Annotated in this window: 14 protein-coding genes; 5 read left to right on the top strand and 9 right to left on the bottom strand. The window is 62.4% G+C overall.

What is annotated here, in order from left to right; translation table 11 throughout:
• Window positions 1-2: 2 nt before the first annotated feature.
• Complete coding sequence (locus M1E05_RS03595; RefSeq protein WP_461164446.1) at window positions 3-962, bottom strand: carbohydrate ABC transporter permease; 960 nt, start codon at window positions 960-962, stop codon at window positions 3-5.
• Complete coding sequence (locus tag M1E05_RS03590; RefSeq protein WP_461164445.1) at window positions 959-2,320, bottom strand: ABC transporter substrate-binding protein; 1,362 nt, start codon at window positions 2,318-2,320, stop codon at window positions 959-961. The genes M1E05_RS03595 and M1E05_RS03590 overlap by 4 nt, the downstream gene beginning before the upstream one ends.
• Before the next feature lie 190 nt (window positions 2,321-2,510).
• Here M1E05_RS03590 and M1E05_RS03585 point away from each other — a divergent pair, with 190 nt between their 5' ends.
• The 4 genes from M1E05_RS03585 to M1E05_RS03570 all read left to right on the top strand — a co-directional run bounded on the left by M1E05_RS03585 (window position 2,511) and on the right by M1E05_RS03570 (window position 9,295).
• Complete coding sequence (locus tag M1E05_RS03585; protein ID WP_461164444.1) at window positions 2,511-3,569, top strand: LacI family DNA-binding transcriptional regulator; 1,059 nt, start codon at window positions 2,511-2,513, stop codon at window positions 3,567-3,569.
• Between the two features lie 296 nt (window positions 3,570-3,865).
• Entirely contained in the window at window positions 3,866-4,465 is a 600-nt protein-coding gene (locus tag M1E05_RS03580; protein ID WP_461164443.1) for a hypothetical protein, read from the top strand.
• Window positions 4,466-4,467: 2 nt separating this feature from the next.
• Window positions 4,468-4,986, top strand: a complete 519-nt coding sequence (locus tag M1E05_RS03575) for a hypothetical protein (RefSeq protein ID WP_461164442.1) — start codon at window positions 4,468-4,470, stop codon at window positions 4,984-4,986.
• Between the two features lie 163 nt (window positions 4,987-5,149).
• Window positions 5,150-9,295, top strand: coding sequence for a beta-L-arabinofuranosidase domain-containing protein (locus tag M1E05_RS03570; protein ID WP_461164441.1), 4,146 nt, complete (start codon window positions 5,150-5,152; stop codon window positions 9,293-9,295).
• Window positions 9,296-9,408: 113 nt separating this feature from the next.
• Here the strand turns inward: M1E05_RS03570 and M1E05_RS03565 are convergent, their stop codons facing one another.
• The gene (locus M1E05_RS03565; protein ID WP_458112143.1) at window positions 9,409-10,329 is read right to left on the bottom strand and encodes a 2-hydroxyacid dehydrogenase; all 921 of its coding nucleotides are present in this window, start codon (window positions 10,327-10,329) and stop codon (window positions 9,409-9,411) included.
• An 82-nt stretch (window positions 10,330-10,411) separates the two neighbouring features.
• On the bottom strand, window positions 10,412-11,146 hold the full coding sequence (locus M1E05_RS03560; RefSeq protein WP_461164440.1) for an alpha/beta fold hydrolase: 735 nt from the start codon (window positions 11,144-11,146) through the stop codon (window positions 10,412-10,414).
• A gap of 255 nt (window positions 11,147-11,401) precedes the next feature.
• On the opposite strand from M1E05_RS03560, the gene M1E05_RS03555 reads away from it, so the two are divergent.
• The gene (locus M1E05_RS03555; protein ID WP_461164439.1) at window positions 11,402-12,850 is read left to right on the top strand and encodes an MBL fold metallo-hydrolase; all 1,449 of its coding nucleotides are present in this window, start codon (window positions 11,402-11,404) and stop codon (window positions 12,848-12,850) included.
• Window positions 12,851-12,854: 4 nt separating this feature from the next.
• On the opposite strand, the gene M1E05_RS03550 is transcribed toward M1E05_RS03555, so the two are convergent.
• The 5 genes from M1E05_RS03550 to M1E05_RS03530 form a co-directional block, all read right to left on the bottom strand.
• Window positions 12,855-13,232, bottom strand: a complete 378-nt coding sequence (locus tag M1E05_RS03550; RefSeq protein ID WP_461164438.1) for a GYD domain-containing protein — start codon at window positions 13,230-13,232, stop codon at window positions 12,855-12,857.
• 129 nt (window positions 13,233-13,361) lie between these two features.
• Window positions 13,362-15,236: a PA domain-containing protein gene (locus M1E05_RS03545; protein ID WP_461164437.1), complete on the bottom strand. Its 1,875-nt coding sequence runs from the start codon at window positions 15,234-15,236 to the stop codon at window positions 13,362-13,364.
• 173 nt (window positions 15,237-15,409) lie between these two features.
• The gene (locus M1E05_RS03540) at window positions 15,410-15,925 is read right to left on the bottom strand and encodes an OsmC family protein (protein WP_461164436.1); all 516 of its coding nucleotides are present in this window, start codon (window positions 15,923-15,925) and stop codon (window positions 15,410-15,412) included.
• A gap of 78 nt (window positions 15,926-16,003) precedes the next feature.
• The gene (locus tag M1E05_RS03535) at window positions 16,004-16,939 is read right to left on the bottom strand and encodes a sugar kinase (protein WP_458112150.1); all 936 of its coding nucleotides are present in this window, start codon (window positions 16,937-16,939) and stop codon (window positions 16,004-16,006) included.
• A gap of 2 nt (window positions 16,940-16,941) precedes the next feature.
• On the bottom strand, window positions 16,942-17,580 hold the full coding sequence (locus M1E05_RS03530; RefSeq protein WP_458112151.1) for a bifunctional 4-hydroxy-2-oxoglutarate aldolase/2-dehydro-3-deoxy-phosphogluconate aldolase: 639 nt from the start codon (window positions 17,578-17,580) through the stop codon (window positions 16,942-16,944).
• Window positions 17,581-17,605 lie beyond the last annotated feature (25 nt).

The raw sequence follows: 17,605 nt of genomic DNA, 5'->3' as shown, positions 1-17,605 counted from the left end.
GGTTACTTCTCCCTGAAGAGACGTTGGAGGGGCAGGATCACGGCCAGCACGAGTGCGCTGAGGACAAGCGCAAGGGCGGAGGCGAGGCCGATGCGGGATTCGGTGAAGCCGAGCTCGTACACCTGCACGCCGGGAACCATGGTGGCGTAGCCGGGCCCGCCTTGAGTGGACATGAAGACGATGTCGAAGCTGGCCAGAGCGGCGATGACTGTGATGGTCACGCATACCCCGATCTCCTGCCTCAGCCCGGGCAGGGTGATCGCGCGGAAGGTCTGGAGGAACCCGGCCCCGTCGAGCTTGGCCGCTTCGTAGTAGGACTCATCGATTTTGCCGATCCCTGCCATCAACAAGATCGTGCAGAAGCCAAGGTTGATCCATGTGCCGATCAGCCCTACCGCCGGTAGTGCCCAGGTCGGATCGCCGAACCAGGCGCGGGCCATTGATTCCAGGCCTATGGCACCTAGAAGCTGGTTAACAGCTCCGTTGGTGGCGTACATCCAGCTCCAGGCGATAGCGGCTGCAGCTGCCGGGATGACGTAGGGGATGAACAGCAGGGTCTGGGCGAGCCTGCCCAGTGCGCGGCTGCGCAGTTCCCGGATCAGCCCCGCGACCAGGAGGGCGACCGAGACAGGGACGAGGGTGAAGAAGATGACCAGGAAGAAGGCATTACCGATCGAGGACAAGAGCTGCGGGTCAGTGAAGACCCGGGCGTAATTCTCCAGGCCAACGAAGGTCGCCGGGGTAATCCCATCCCAGTCATAGAAGGAGTACTGGATTGATGCTGTTAGCGGCCGCAGCACGAATACCGCATAGAAGATGGCCGCCGGGAGGGCGAACAGCCAGCCGCCCCAATTTCTGCGCCGTGACCTCCGGGGGCTGACCTCCACCGCCCCCATCCGTGTGACTGGGGCCGGGAGCGTGAGACCCTGCAGGGGTCCTGAAGAACCATCGAGGGAACTCATCGGCCGAGTTCTTCCTCGTACTTCTTCTGGACGGCCGCCAGCAGGGCCTCAGCGGTGGTGGAGCCGGCAACAAGTCGCTGGACCTCCGGATTCCAGGCCGAGTTGATCCCGTTCGTGGCGTTCTGGACGAACTGGACCTGACCATCAGCTTCGACCAGCTGCGTGAAGGCTTCCAGGACCTGCGCCTTGACCGAACCCTGACTGGTGGCCGGCGTCTCACCGGTACCCGAAGGCGCGAATCCGGCGTCAACCAAGACCTGCCGGGCTTCGCCGCTGCGCATGAAGTCCAGGAACGCTGCCGCAGCATCCTTTTTATCCGCCCGGGCGGGAATGCCGAAGTTCGATACGGGATCGGACATTGTGGCCGGCTTGCCGCCATCGCTGGCCGGGGGAAGGAAGAACCCGACGTTATCGCCCATCTGCTTTTCCAGGGCAGCGGCGTCCCAGTTGCCGCTGGCGAGGAACAGGCCCTCCCCCTTGGCGAAGCGGCCCACTGCCTGGGTGGCATCCGTGCCGTTGGTATCCGCCGGGAAGTAACCTGCCTTGGCCCAGTCGCTGATCTTTGTGACCGCCTCGGTGGCCTCGGGCGTGTTAATCGTCGCGTTGGGTGCGTGGAAGATCCAATCGTTAATCTTCTCGGCACCTAGGGTCTGGTTGAGCAGCATCTGCAGAGGGAAGACCACGCCACCTGTCTGGTTACCGGCCATTATCGGGACAAGTCCTGCGTCCTTGGCTTTGGCAAGCAGCGCTTCGAACTCTTCCAAGGTCTTTGGGGGCGTGGCCATGCCGACCCTGTTCGCTAAGTCTTTGTTGTAGTAAAGGCCCGTGACCGTGAAGCCGCTGGCGACTGTGTACTGGGAGCCTTCGCCCCGCACTCCATCCTTGTTCACCCGGTACTGGGCGAGCTGGCCCGCTGGCAACTGATCCCAGCCGTAGGCGTCGACATACGCGTCGAGGTTGGTAAGCAGCTTGTCCTGGACGACGTCCGACAGGGCAATCACCCGTGCGATGTCCGGCGGTTCGTTGGAGGACAGGACGCGCGGGGCGTTCTGCGCCTGAACGTCGTCCGGATCGTACCGGCCCTTGATAGTCACGTTCGGGTGTTTTTTAGTGAACGCGCTGATCAGCGCTTCGTCGATCGCCTTCAGACCCGCCCCGTCGTACAGCGTCAATTCGATCGGCTCGCTGCCAAGGTCAGTTGAAACATTGGTCGGGGCCGCCTCAGAGGGTGCCGGCGAACCGGAGCCCGGCGGTGCGCATGCCGCCAGCGCCGCCACAGCCAAAATGGCGGAGACACCGACCCCGAGCCACTTCATCCCAGCGGTGCGGAGTGGACCTTGTGCAAGTTGCTCAGTCATTGAGCTTTCCTTCCAGTTGTACGCACCGCCATCTTCGGAAGCGCTTCCGAACATGATGCGCGGCACATGACCACTGTGTCAACCCCCTAGAATTTCGGTCTGGCTGGAAACATCGCATTTCCTGCAATCACAAGGATTTTAGTTTTCCTGCTAATTTAGGAAGCGCTTCCGAAGGCTCTACACTTACTACATGCACTCCAACAAAGCCTCAGGTCTCGACGACGTTGCCCGGGAGGCCGGAGTTTCACGTTCCACGGCGTCACGGGCACTAAACAGCGCCTACGGCGTGTCCTCATCTACCAGGCAGCACGTTATGGACGTCGCGCGCCGACTGGAGTACGTCGCCTCCCCTGAGGCGACAGGGCTGGCAACCGGCAACACACGACGAGTCGCCTTGGTGGTCCCCCACATCGACCGGTGGTATTTCGGGGAAATCGTCACCGGTCTTGAAGAGGTTCTCAGACAGGCCGGACACGACGTTCTGCTCTACCACATTGGCGACCCCGAAGGCCGCCACAAGTTCTTCGAGATCCTCCCTGCCCGCCGCAAAGTCGATGCCGTCGTTGTGGTCGCAGTCCCCATCACCGACCATGAAAGGCAACGCCTGGAATTGATGGGCGTGACCATCGTCGCTGCCGGAGGCCAGGACGCGGCCTATCCGTACGTCTCCATCGACGATGCGGCAGCCGTCCGCCAGGCAACACAGCATCTGCTTCGCCTGGGTCACCAGCGGATTGCCATGATCAACGCCGTCGACCCCGACCGCACGGACCTGCCTGCCCGCTATGGACGCACCGCCGGATTTTACGACGCCATGGACCACGCCGGCGTACCCGTCAGCGAGGACCTCGTCCTCACGACTGCCTGGGGTGGCGTCCCGGCCGCCGAAGCCATGGAGAAGCTCCTCAGCCTGCACCAGCCACCCACCGCCGTGCTGACCCATTCCGATGAGATGGCCCTTGGTGCCATTCGCACCATCCGGCGCGCCGGACTTCGTGTGCCCGAAGATATCTCCGTCATCGGCATCGACGACAACCCGCTGGCAGAACTCGTCGACCTCACAACAGTGAGGCAACCTGTGCGAGAGCAGGGACTCAAGGCCGCAGACTTACTGCTAGCCCTTCTACGCGGCGAAAAGCCTGACCTGGCACTCAAGCTGCCCACCCACGTTGTCGTGCGCAGTACCACCGCCGCTCCCCGCGGTGAAGAGACCAACGGCTTGCCGACACGAATAGCCACAAACAGCTAGCCCCTTCGGCAACGGACTCTAACTTGAGCGAGTATTGCGGACATAGGTTTTCGGCAGGGGCCGGATCCAGGCTAGCTGAGACCAGTTACTGTGTCTTACTCGGTCTTACGGGATTCGTCCACACATCCAAGGCCGCGGGCCATGAGCCCCTATGACAATCAGCCCCGGAACATCTATCCTCTTGACATGAGCGTTGGGGTCACGTTCTGGCGAGCGGAATCACGCCAGCGTGAGCGGGATCGGACAGACCGGCAGGGATTCCCACCGGCGTCGCCATGGCTTGCGGGCGGTGACTCATGAATACTAAAAACGATCCGGCTCCGGACAGCTACGCCGCCTTCCTGGCAAGGTTGGACGCTGCCACCGCGAACCTGACCACCAGGGCCGCCTCCTTGGACAATGCGCTCAAGGCAGTCTCGTTGCTTGTGGGACCGTACACAGAGGCACTCCGTAAATGGGAACGACGCCGGAGACACGTAGGCGAGCAGCTGGCCTTGCATTTTGGCTCGCAGTCAGCCACCCCTTCCGGTTCGCCACAGACGTACGCTTCGCCACAGACGTACGCTGCCCTGAGCGAGCTCCACGACACCGCGCAGAAGATGGAGTCAATGCTCCGTGCCCGCATCCTGCACCTGACCGAAAAGTTGGCGGTCATGCAAGGACGCCGCGAGGAAATCGATAAGTCGCTCCTGGAGCTTGAGGTCAGCAGGGCCAAGCTGCACTCGTCCCGAATGCTGTCGCAAGACCGCGACAACCTCAGCAGGGCCTTTTCCGAACTCGCGGGCCCAACCCGCACCGCCGTCGTCGTCTCCGATCTGGGGCTCCACAGCGATCTCAAGGAAGCACGCCAGGCAGTCATCCTGGCTGAAGCGCTAATGGAAGTGAAGGGGTACTAAACATGAAGAACCTAGCGCTCAATCAGCCGGGCAAGGGCACTGTCACGCTGGTGCGTTGGCAGAAGAAACCAGATCCCGTTATCAGGTTCATCCTGCTCAGTATCTTGGGTTTGATCCTGGGGCTGCTTCTGATGATGTTCATGCCCTTCCTTCAGAGTTTCGGGGCAATTGCCTTGTTTACCCTGCTGTTCGCGGCCATTTTCACGGCTCCCACGGTTTCGGACCGGAGGAATTTCATGACAGGACTCACCAAGAGGGTCAACGACACCATCGTCGAGGTGACGGGCACTCCCGGTGATCAGCTCTCAGTCAGGCAATTCCAGCAACTGGTCAAGAGCGGCGAGCACGTCCCGCTCCTGGTCAACGGGGTACCGGGCTTGAATCTGCATGTGGAACGGGCTTCACTCCTGGAGCTGAGCGGACCCGGGAGATGGCGCGCAGTCTTCACAGTCATCCCTCCGGAGAACGGGACCGACAGCTTTGACCGCCTGCTTTCGGCGGCCATCGCAGCCGCAAAATAGAGACATAACTCCCACCTTTCCCCGCGTTACCCACGTTGTAGAAGCCTCTTGTGCGGCACAACTGTGAACGCTAACATGAGCTATCCACCGCTGGCTTTCGCATCCCCTTGCGACGCTCCCCATCGTTCAGCAGGTGGTTCTTCTCAAGGGAGAGAGACCAAGAGTGGCTCTAATACAACGTTCGATCGCGGCCACAAGCGTGATCATGCTCGCGGCAGGACTCGTTTCAATGGCTACGCCTGCCTTCTCGGCAACAACGTCGCTGGATGACAGGAAGGTGCTGGAACTGCCGTTCGACGGAAACCTGGCCGATGTCAGCCCGAAGGCCAACACACCAACGATGCAGAAGGGCACTGCAGGCTACGGCACCGGCCTTTCCGGCCAGGCCTTCAACTTCAATGGCTCCAACGCCGTGAACCTCGGCACAGCCGCCCACCTGCAGCCTGCCGACCTGAGCGTTTCGTTCTGGTTCAAGCCCAACGTGGCGATGGCCGGCGAGCAGGTTTTCACCTGGAACAAGCAGGCCTACAACTCCGACGGGTGGTACCTGACCTCGGAGAGCAACACCACGCCGCTGGCCCTCTCCATCGGCCCCTCCACCGGCCAGCCCTACAAGGTCGCAATCGACGCACCGCGCGCCACCTTCTTCCCCACCGACCAGTGGACCCACATCGTGGCTACCTACGACAAAGCCACCAAGAACGTTGCTATCTACCGCAACGGCGTCCGCCAGTCTGCCATCGTAAAATTCCCGGTAGCGGGCACCGCCACTGGTGTCCTTGGCTCCGAAAGCACCACCACCAAGACCCTCGGCTACAACGGCCCGCTCTACAACGGCGCGCACCTTAACGGGTTGATGGATGATTACACCGTCTACGACGGCGTCGCCTCCACCACCGACGTCGTCGCTCTCACCAAGGCGCACAACCCGACGTTCGACGCCGGCTCGGTTGCACAGTCAGACCTCGATGCCGTCACGGTCCCGCCCAGCGCGAGCACCAATTTCACCGTCCCACTTGAGGGTTCCAAGGGAACCACCATCAGCTGGGCGTCATCCAACTCTGCCGTTATCGCGATCAGCGGTGGCGCAGCAACCGTCACCCCGCCAAGCAGCTCACCCGTCACAGTGACTCTCACGGCAACAGGCACCTATGGAGGAAGTAACCCCGTGACTAAAACATTCAACGTGGAGGTACTCCCGGAGGGCCTCGAATCCTCGGTCTACCTGCTCGAGGCGGGCCTCACCGACGTCACCGTCGAGGATCCCTACCTGGTCAACGGCAACCAAAAAACCATCAACTACCTGCTCAGCCTGGACCCGGAGAAGTTCCTCTTCTCCTTCTACAAGCAGGCAGGACTGACACCGACGACGGCGGCCGGTTACGGCGGCTGGGAGCGCGAGACCGGCACCCGGTTCCAGGGCCACTTCTTCGGCCACTACATCTCAGCGCTGTCCCAGGCGTACGCCACCACCACCGACCCGACCACGAAGTCCGCTTTGCTCGCGAAGCTGACTGCCGCCGTCGACGGTTTGAAGCGGTGCCAGGACGCCTACGCGGCCAAGGACCCTGCCAATGCCGGTTTTGTCTCGCCCTTCCCCGTGACGTATCTGCCCTCAGGGGCAGACGGCTTGCTGGTTCCCTTCTACAACCTGCACAAAGTTGTGGCCGGTCTGCTCGAAGCCCACGACAACGCCCCGGCCAACGTCTCAGCCACCGCCCTGTCCGTTGCTGACGGGTTCGGTACCTGGATCACCAACTGGGCTGGACGGCAGGCCAACCCGGCAGCACTGCTCGGCACCGAATACGGCGGCATGAACGAAGCCCTCTACGAGCTGTACAGCATCACTGAAAAGCCGGCGCACAAGCGGGCCGCCGAGTACTTCGATGAAGTCACGCTGTTCCAGAAGCTCGCCGCCGGCCAGGACGTCCTCAACGGCCTCCACGCGAACACCACCATCCCCAAGCTCATCGGGGCGCTCAAGCGCTACACCGTGTTTACGGACAATCCGCGCCTCTACGCCACACTGAGGGACGCCGAGAAATCCAACCTGGCCATGTACCGCACGGCCGCCGAGAACTTCTGGCCCATCGTGCATGACCACCACACCTACGCCAACGGCGGGAACAGCCAGTCCGAGCATTTCCACGCCCCCGATACCCTTCACCAGTACGCAACCAGCGGCCAGACCACGGGCTATGGCGAAAACTCAACCTCAGAGGGCTGCAACGAGTACAACATGCTCAAGCTCTCCCGCGCGCTGTTTCAGGTGACGAAGGACGTGAAGTACGCGGACTACTACGAACACGCGTTCATCAACTCCGTCCTGCCGGTACAGAACCCCGAGACGGGCATGGTCACCTACTTCCAGCCGATGGCTGCCGGCTACGCCAAGATCTTCGGCCACGAACAGGACGAGTTCTGGTGCGATCACGGAACCGGCATCGAGAGCTTCACCAAACTCGGTGACTCGATCTACTTCGAAGACACCAACTCGGTGTACGTCAACCAGTTCCGAAGCTCCGCCTTCCGCTCGGCTGGCCGCAACCTGAAGCTGACGCAGACGGCCGATGTGCCCAACAAGGAGACCGTCACCCTGCAGGTTGCCGGACTCGACGGCGGCGCCGTCGTCGACGGAACAAGCATCCGCCTGCGGATCCCGTCCTGGGTCAATGGAACACCGATCCTCAGCATCAACGGAGTGGTCACCGACATCGCACCGCTCACCTCCGCGGGCTACGTCGTGGTCCCGGTTGCCGCAGGAGACGCGATTTCCTACACCCTCCCAGCCAAGGTCACCGTCGACGACGAAACCGAGAACGCCAACTGGGTCGCCTTCAAGTATGGTCCGGTGCTTCTTGCAACCGAACTGAACCGGAACAATGTGAACGCGGCTTACACCGCAGGCGTCCTCGTCCGGATGAGCACCGCAGACAAGACCGTCAACTCGAACGTCGTCGTCACGGATGCTGTGGCCTGGAAGGCCGGCATCGAGAACAACCTCGTGCGCAACGAGAACGGCGTGAACGCAAACGGTGTGGAAACCATGCGGTTCTCACTGAAGAACGTCGATACGGCGTCGGCCGCCCTGACTTTCGAGCCGTATTACAGCCTGTACAACGCGCGCTACGCCATCTACATGACCCTCGTCCAGCCGGACTCCGCTGAAGCGCAGGAACTGATCCGGCGGGAGAAGGAGCAGCTGCGGATCGACGAGACAACCATCGATTCGCTGACGTCGTTCGACAACAACAACAGTGAGGCGGACAAGAACTACAAGTACAACAAGTCCGGTGTAGGAACCCATCTGGGGCAGCCCTACCGGGACGGGCAGCGGGCCACCGACGCCTACTTCCAGTACGACATGATCGTTGACCCCACACTGGAGAAGAACTACCTCGGCGTCCGCTACTTCGGGGGCGATAACGGCAGGACCTTCGACGTTTACCTCAACGATGTCCTGCTCAAGCACGAGACGATCACCAATGCCAACGGGGCCAGCAGCTGGTACCTCCAGTACGACCAGATCCCGCAGGCTGTCCTGGACGGCATCGCGGCCAAGGACAGCTACAAGCGAGACCAGAACGGCAACTACGTGCTGGATGCCAACGGCGCGAAGATCCCCGTGGTCACCGTCCGGTTCCAGGGCAACGGGATCAGTTTCGTGGGCGGTGTCTACGGCGTTTACACGACGACGACCAACACCTTCAACACCAACGCCGAGCTCAAGGCACTCACCTCCGATACTGGCGTGCTGAGCCCGGCGCTGGCGGCCGGCGTTCACTCGTACACCCTGACGGTGCCGAGGGACGCCACGAGTGTGGCGCTCGACGCCGATCCTGCAGTCCCAAGCGGGCTGGTAACTATCGGCGATATCCTGATCGACGACACGAAACCGCGCACCGTCCCGGTGAACGCCGGTACGGAACCGACGAACATCGTGCTGACGTCGTACGCGCAGGATCACGTGACGAAGGTGAGCTACCAGATTGCCATCGTCCGTGCAGAGCCGAAACCCGCCCTGGCCCTGACCGCGGCAGCGACTACCCAATGCGTGAAGGGCAAAGTGGTCCTCACGGTCGAGGTGCGGAATGACGAGGCTGTGCCGATGGCAGTGACCCTGACCTCGGCTTATGGCGGGAAGTCCGTGAAGGCGCTCAAGCCCGGTAAGACGATCGTGCAGACCTTCCCGACCCGAGCAGCGTCTATCCCTGCGGGCTCAGTGAAGGTGGAAGCGAAGGCAACTGTGGGTGGACAGCCGGTCACCTACACCGCCGACGTTGCTTACACCGAGCGGGCTTGCGGATAGCTCGCAGGCAGTTCGGGAACCCATAGGCAGTCCTGGGCCGGGCCGTGCTCACATTGAGTGCGGACCGGCCCCTGGCGTTAATTCACGCGGCGGGCCGTCGGCTCGCGGTGAGGTCAGCCGCCCAGCACCACGTTGACCGGCGGCTCCCCTGCGAGCATGAGGTCGATCTGACGCTGCAGCAGCCGGCCCATGCGTGGACGCATCGCGGAACTGGCCCCGCCAACATGGGGAGTGATGATCACTCCAGGAGTGCTCCAGAGCGGATGGTCTGCGGGCAGCGGCTCCGGGTCCGTAACGTCCAGCGCTGCGCGGATCCGTCCGCTCCCGGTGTGGCGGACAAGTGCCTCCGTGTCCGCAACGGGGCCGCGTGCGACGTTGACCACCAGCGCGCCGTCGGGCATTGCGGCAAGGAAATCGTCGTTGATGAGGTGCCGGGTGGCATCGCTGAGGGGAACCCCCACCACCACGATGTCGTGATCCGGCAGCAGGGCGGGCAGCTCCTCGATGCCGTGGACGACGCCGGTCCCGTCAATCCGCTCTTTGCTGGCCACCCTGGTGACGGTGGTTTCGAAGGGCAGAAGCCGCTGTTCAATGGCCTTGCCCACGCCTCCGTAGCCCACGATAAGGACGCGGCGGTCGGCGAGGCTGGCGGTAGGCTTCGTTTCCCATCTGCCCTGCTGCTGGTTCAGAAAGTGACGGGGAAGCTCCCGCTGGCTGGCCAGGATCAAGGCCAAAACCAGTTCGGCGGTGGATGTTTCATGCACTCCGGCGGCGTTCGCGAAAACCCGTCCGGGCGGCAGGGTATCCGCGACGCCGTCGTACCCGATCGACTGGCTCTGGACCAGCCCGGTTTCCACGCCGTCAAGATTGCGCAGGACGCCGGGGCCGCGCATGTACGGCGGCACCACGATGTCAATTTTCGGCTGCGGGGGTTCGGCCACCATGTCCCATTCCAGCACCGTGACGTCCGGATGCGGCTTGAGGTACTGACGAAGTGCCGAATCGGGCAGGCTCACGCTGATCTTCCGGGTCATGGGACTCCTCTGACTTGTCTCTCTCACAGGGTTTGGCTTTCTCCATGCCAGCCTAGTGGAGCAGCTGACACATGAGCAGCCGTCAGCTGAGGATCCGGGCCACCGCTGCCCCGAACGCTTCAGGTTGTTCCAGCATCATCATGTGGCCCACCCCGGGGAGCACGGTGCTGGAGGCCGCGGCGGCAACTGCCCACTCCGGGACTGCCCATTCCGAGGCCGAGTGCTCCCCCGCGAGCAGATGGACGGGGATGCGCCCGAACACATATTGCAGCATCTTGTCGTAGTCCGGTTTCCCGGTGGTCTCAACGATGGCTCGGGCGGAGGACCAGACGGTGCTCCACGGCTGGTAGGCCAAGGCTTCGTCAGCGCGCTCCACCAGCATTGGAGTGGGTTCGATTCCGCAGCCGGCCAGCCAGGCATCAGCGCTGGAGAGGGAAGCCTGGATTGCCGTCTCAGCTTGGTCAGCCGGCATGGCCGCCAGGGCACCGGACCAGAAGGCGTCTGCCAGGGAGAAGTTCCCCTCCACTGTAACGATGGAGGCGACTCTCTCCGGATAGCGGGCCGCCAGCGTGAAGGCATACACAGCGCCGACAGAGTGGGCGATCAGGTGGACTGGTTCTTGGCCGCCGACCGCTTCAACATGCTCGTACAGCGCCACCACTTGGGATTCAGTCGAAATCTCAAACGCTCCACCGGTTCCGTACCCGTTCAGGTGAGGGGCCGACGTCGGGCGCGGCTGAAGTGCACGAAGAGCGGCAGGCTCGGAAAAGGGGCCGATAAGGCCATGAACGAAGACGGCAGCACCGGAGGAAGTCATGGTTTACAGTCTGACACCGACGTGGTTCAGATCGTTGTCAGACAACCAATACATGGGTACCAGTTTCCAAGTGGCGGCAAGTAACATACGGCTGAAAAAGGCGTACGAATTACTCGTGCCTTCGGGGGTCCGGGCAGGGTTCAATGGGATTCCAAGCCGGCGACGATCGAGTCTGATGAGACCAGGACTCGCCCCCAGACGTCGCCGGCTTGGACATTCCCTCCACGGGGAATAATGGTGTCAAAGGAGCACACCATGTTGATCGAGCGCATCTACGACGACGACCTCGCGCAAGCCAGCTATCTCATCGGCTGCGAGCGCAGCAAGGAAGCGATCGTCGTCGACCCACGCCGGGACATTCCCGTTTACCAGTCGGTCGCCTCGGCCCATGGCATGAAGATCGTGGCCGTCACCGAAACCCACATCCACGCCGATTTCCTCTCCGGAACCCGTGAGCTCGCCGCCGCTACGGGCGCCGGCATCTACCTCTCCGGGGAGGGCGGACCAGACTGGCAGTACCAGTTCGACGGCGAACGGCTGTACGACGGTGGCAAGGTCACCATCGGTAGCGTCACCCTCCAGGCCCTCCATACTCCAGGCCACACTCCAGAGCATCTGTCCTTCCTGGTGACCGACGGCGCTTTCAGTGACCAGCCCGGCTACCTGCTCTCCGGCGACTTCGTCTTCTCAGGCGATATTGGACGGCCCGACCTGCTGGAGGAAACTTCAGGTCCGGGTACCGGCGGGCTTGAGCCCGCCGGTACCCAAGCGGCTGGAACCGATGTTGTTGGGGCGAGGCAGATGTTCTACAGCCTCCGGGACAGGTTCCTGACCCTGCCGGACTACATCCAGGTCCATCCAGGCCACGGGGCCGGCAGCGCCTGCGGCAAGGCCATCGGATCTGTCCCTTCCTCCACAGTGGGCTATGAACGGCTCTATGCCTGGTGGGGCCGGTACTTGGCCAACAACGACGAGGAAGGCTTCATTAAGGAGCTCCTTGAGGGCCAGCCCGATGCCCCCACCTACTTCGGCCGGATGAAACGGCAGAACCTGCAGGGCGCGGCGATCCTGGGCGAGCGCACTCCCTTGGAGGAGTTCGAGACAGCAACAGTCGCCAAACAACTCGCCGCCGATGCTGTGACCTTCGTGGATACCCGTCACCATGCCAAGGTTCACAACGGCACAGTTGCAGGCGCCCTCAACATCCCGGCCGGAAAGAACCTGGCCACCTATGCGGCTTGGGCCATCGACCCTGAACGGGATCCACGTCCCCTCGTGCTCCTCGCCAGCGGCCCGGAACAGGCAGAGGAAATACGGGATCACCTGGTACGCGTTGGCATCGACTCGATCGCCGGCTACGTCACCGCGCTTGAAGGCCTGCCCCTAAGCACCCCCCGGCTGATCCGGCCCGAAAACCTGCCAGCACTGAAGCCCGCCATGCTGCTGGACGTCAGGACGAAAGGCGAACATGCGGACGGGCACATTCCCGGATCCAAACACCTGCACGGCGGCCGCGTGCTGTGGAACCTGGATCAGCTGCCCCGGGATGGGACCCTCGTGGCCTACTGCCGGAGCGGTGCCCGGAGTTCTGTGGCAGCCAGCATGCTGCGCCGCGAGGGTTACGACGTCGTCGAGCTTGAAGGCAGCTATCAGGCGTGGGCAGCCCTGCAGGCTGCGGCCAGCGCCCGCCAGGCAGACACCTAGCGTCCTATTGCCCCGGCGGCCGGTATGTCGGCGTCTTCTTGGCCGCTTCGTCAATATCCTCAGGTGTCATAAGCGGCTTCAGTCGCACTTTTACGGCGCCGGACGAATTGACCACGAGCGACAGGGCAGCGGCGTCGGCGTTGTCCGGTACCTCAAGAACACCTACGACGTCGATCTCCCCGAAAGCGAAGTACATGCATTCGAGCGAGCCACCAAGCGAACTGAGGGCTTCGACCAGCGCATCACGGCGCTTCGATCCACCTTCCCGCATGAGGCCCTTGAGGCCGTCGCCCACATAGTTGCCTTCGAAAAGATACTTGCCCATGGTCTTTCCTGTCCTTGATACCCAGGACGCTGCTGCGACGGTGTGGCGGACACTCACTGAGGGAAGGTCCTGGAGATGGTCCCTGTTTCAGGGTTGTGCGCACATCATAGGCCCGCTACTTCGCACACAAAAGAGTCCCGCCCGGAAATCTCCGGGCGGGACTCTGTCTGGATGCTTCCGGCTCGCCTACTCTCCCGTGTAGCGGAAGATGTAGAGCCCGGAGTCACGGTCGCTTGCTGCTACATATTCGACCCCGTTGCTTTCGAACACTTCAACGCCCCAGAAGTTGCTGCCTCCTTCATCGATGAAGCTGCCCGTCTCGACTAGCTTGTTATCCACAATCTTGGTCACGCGGAACCCGCCGGAATAGTACGAGAAGTAGGCGAGGTCGTTCCGCTGGTGGGAGGTGGCCACCTCATGAACCGAGAGGTCACCGAAGCCTTCCGCGTAGGCCGGATCGTGGGCTTCCGGAATGGCGTAGGTGTCCAGCTCGGTCATCTTGCCGGCCGAGTTGTCGAAGAGGTGCACGTAGCCCCAGCCGTCGAAGAACGCCCGGATGTTGATGAGGTCGCCAACCTCGCCCAGGCTGACGCCCGGAAGCAGGGTAGCCGTACCTGCGAGGCACGCTGCATTGTCGAAGCCGGCCTCTTTGTCGAAGAATCCGAGGCCGGTCTGGCGGTCTACGGAGAACGTGGGGGTGCTGCCTTCGACGCTGATGCCGATCTGGCCGCAGCCATCAAATCCTTCCCTGTTGACGATCACAATGCCCTCATAACCACCGGCAGCCTCAATGCTCGCCACCTTCTCGGTGAAGGTGCAAACACCACGGGAGACCACAGCGATCTGCTGACCGCTCGGCGTGGTTCCGGCGGCCGGAACAGCGGGATCGCCCGGGCAGGCCTGACCCACGTACACGGCGTCACCGCTCAGGGACTCACCTTCGTGCAGATGGGGCGTGGAGTCGCCCTGGGAAACCTGGAACGCCGCGGCCGAATCATCGGTGGTGCCCTCGCTGCCGTGGGGCGAGAAGTCCTCGTCCGCGCCGATCATGAACTTGTTGTCGAGGGTGAACTCGCCTTGGTGTCCGTTGCCTTCCGGCTTCTCGGCAAGTCCCGCGGATTCAAGGAGCTCAGGGTCCGGATTGGTGAAGTCGGTGTCGCCGATGTAGGCAGGGTTGTGTACGTCGGACATGTCAACCGTTACGTAGCCGGCGTCCCAGTAGGACAGCAGCATGACCTGCTTCCCGCCGATCTCCTTCACGATGATGTCGTGCAGGAAGATCTCAGTCAGGTTCGCCGGCCCGTTCTGCAGGATCTGCGGGAAAGTCTCATCCAGATCATATTCTGCTGTGAGGAACGGTTTCTTCGGGTTGGTGATGTCCATGATGTCGACGTCGGTGCCCTCCTCGTTGTCCACGATGGCGGCGTACGCCTTGTCCCCTGCATCCCAGGCGAAGACGCTGTGGATCTCATTGGCGGCCTTCTTTCCCTGACCGCTGGCCACTGAATCGCCCACACCCTCAGCGAGCGGTGTGGGGTGTTCGGGATTGGTCACGTCGTAGAGATTCATCCCGCCGAAGCCGGCTTTGTCCTTGCATTTCTCGTTGTTACTGACCAGCACGTCGCCGGTAAAGGCGGGCGTGTCGATGTGGACAGTCTGGATACCCTCACCCGGGTAGCTGCCCTCCTTGGCCTGGATGAAGGCCACTTCCTTCGTGTTGGCAGGATCCTTGATATCCACTACATGTACGCCGTTGTACTTGCATTCGACAGAGCCCCAAGCAGCAAGGTAGGCGTATCCGTTGAATACGCCTACGTCTGCAATCTTCTCAGGGACCACATTTTTAAGTTTGAGTTTGGAGACCAGTTCTACGTTCGATTGTGTTGCGGGAAGGTGCCCTTCATCGCCGCCATGCTGGTGGACGTCGCGCGCGCCGTCGTCGACGGCTATTGCCCCATCGTCGGCTTCCGGATGCGCTGAGGCAATGGTTGTTGGTGCGAGAATCAGCGCGGCCGCTGAAATCAGGGTTACGGCCGCACGGATAGAGGGGGACTTGGCCATGACACTCCTAGGGTTTTGAGCTCATTGGGAAGTGATGCAACGGGTACCGGGACTGTACTACCGGATGCAGCCCGAAGGGAATATTCAATCGAAGGGCAATTCGGTTTCTTGTCGGTTCCGGGCATTCCAAAGCTCAGCGTCACAGCCGTGACGGCAATCGAAAAACGCGGCGATCAGCCTATTTGAATGTCGTGTTCAACCGGGATAGAACGCACAACTGCGTCTTCCATCGGCGAATGCTCCAGACTCCACATCACGATCTCCCGGACAGTGTCGTCGTCTGCCTCATCAGAGGCAACCCTGATGGAGACCCGGACTCCAAGCGGGCCTGGAGGGACGCCGTCGTCCATTCCCAAAAGGCCGCGATCATCGGATTCGCTGTCCACGCTGACTTCCAGCCGCGAGAGATTCGCACCGCGGGCCGCCGCCCGCATCGCTATCAGGGTGGCTGTGCACGATGCGTTCGCGGCGCGGAAGAGCCAGCCGGGCGACGGCGCCGAGGCGGTTCCGCCGACGCCGGTCACCATGTCGGTGGAAACGGAAGCGCCGTTAGGGCCCTCCACCCGGACGCGAAGGCCGTCTTCCACGACGGCGATGGCCATGGAGTCGCGGTAGCGTGCCTCGTCCGGGTGCGAGGCAAGATAGTCCTTCGCTGAGCTGATCGCTTCGGAAATTCGTGACTGACCCATCTCTACCGCCTCTTTGCCCGTACCCGCTGGTGATCCAATGCTGGACCTTTTGGTAGCGGGTCACGAGGGTGAGTTAGTTCAGCGGGTGCTGGCCGCAAGATGAGCCTTGCTTTCCTCGAGGCTGGGAAGTTTTCCGGCGCCTCCGGGTGTTGAGAGCGACAGTGAGGCCGCGGCGCAGGCCAGGCGAACGAGGGAAGGCGATAGTGCTTCGCGGCTTAGGCCGGCGGCCAAGGTACCGGCGAACACGTCGCCTGCCCCCGTGGCATCCACAATGCCGGCTGGCGGAACGGGTTCGATCTCGCTGAAGGCGGCTCCGTCGTACAGCAGAGCACCCTTGGCGCCCTTTGTGACAACGGCTGCTTTCGCCCCCAGTTCAATGCACCGTTCCGCAACAAGGTGCGGATCCCCGGTACCGAAAAGCACCTCGCTTTCGGCCGGCGCGGAAGGAATCATCACGTCGACGTGCGGCGCGATCCGGGCCAGCTTCTCCCGAGCATCCTCAGCACTGGTCAGCCGGCTCCTGAAGTTCGGGTCATAAACCACACGCGCCCCTTCCCTGCCGGCCCACTCGGCGGCGACCAGGACCGTCCGGCTGCACGATTCGGACAGCGCCATGGTGATGCCGCTGAGCAGAACTACATGGGCGCGCTCCAGGCCGACGCCGTCGAGATCAGTGGGCTGCATGTGGGAAGCCGCAGACCCTGTCCGGAGGTAAACGAACTCGCGGTCTCCCTCGGGAGCGGCACCGAGGACGTACGCGCCTGTATGGGCGTCGTCCCGCCTCACGAAAGCGGTGTTAATGCCCAGGAGCTCGAGCCGTTCAAGCAGCCGATCGCTGAGCTCATCACTCCCCAGGCGGGTCACGAGGGATGTGTTCGCCCCGGCCGCGGCAGCAGCCGCTGCTGAGTTCAGCGCATCCCCCGAAAAGGACAGGTTGAACTCCGTTGCTTCCCGCAGGGATTTCAGGGCGAGGAACTCGATCAGCGGCTCGCCGATCACAAGGACATCTGTCATTTCTACACCTTCATTCTGGACTCGAGCCAGGCAGCAACCGCGCCGGGATCCTTTTCGAGCGTGCGGACCAGCTCGCTCCCAATGCCGACGGCGGTGGCTCCGGCCGCCAGCCAGTCGTCAGCTGTTCCGAGGCTGATGCCGCCCGTGGGAACAACCACCGCTCCCTTCAAAACTGTGAGCAGGGAGGCAAGATACTTCGGGTCCACGGCATGTGCCGGAAAGAGCTTGGCGATTCCCTTGGACGCAGACTGTGCGATCTCCGTCGGAGAAAGGCCGCCCTCAATGAGCGGGATCCGGAGTTGATCCGCTGCCGCGCGGACCTCCGGGGCCTGGATGGGCGTCACCAGGAAGGAGGCCCCGACGTCGGCCGCCTGTTGTGCCTCTTCCGCTGTCCGTACAGTTCCGAGGCCGACGATGACTCCCCGAATGCCGGCCAGATGCCCGACGGCGGCCGGCCAGCCGGGGGTAGTGGCGGTGCATTCAATGGTGCTGACCCCGGCCTCAACCAGGGTCATGGCATGGCTGATGGCCTGGTCACTGCTCTCGGTGCGCAGTACGGGAAGGAGCGGAGCAAGGGCCCAGGCGTCGAGGAGGAACCGGAACTGTTCCAAACGGCCGCCGTACGCTGAAGTGTCGCTCATTGTTCTCACCTGTTCTTCACGGACT

Source organism: Arthrobacter sp. R4-81, from assembly GCF_054792365.1.
This window is presented reverse-complemented; position numbering and strand designations above follow the sequence as displayed.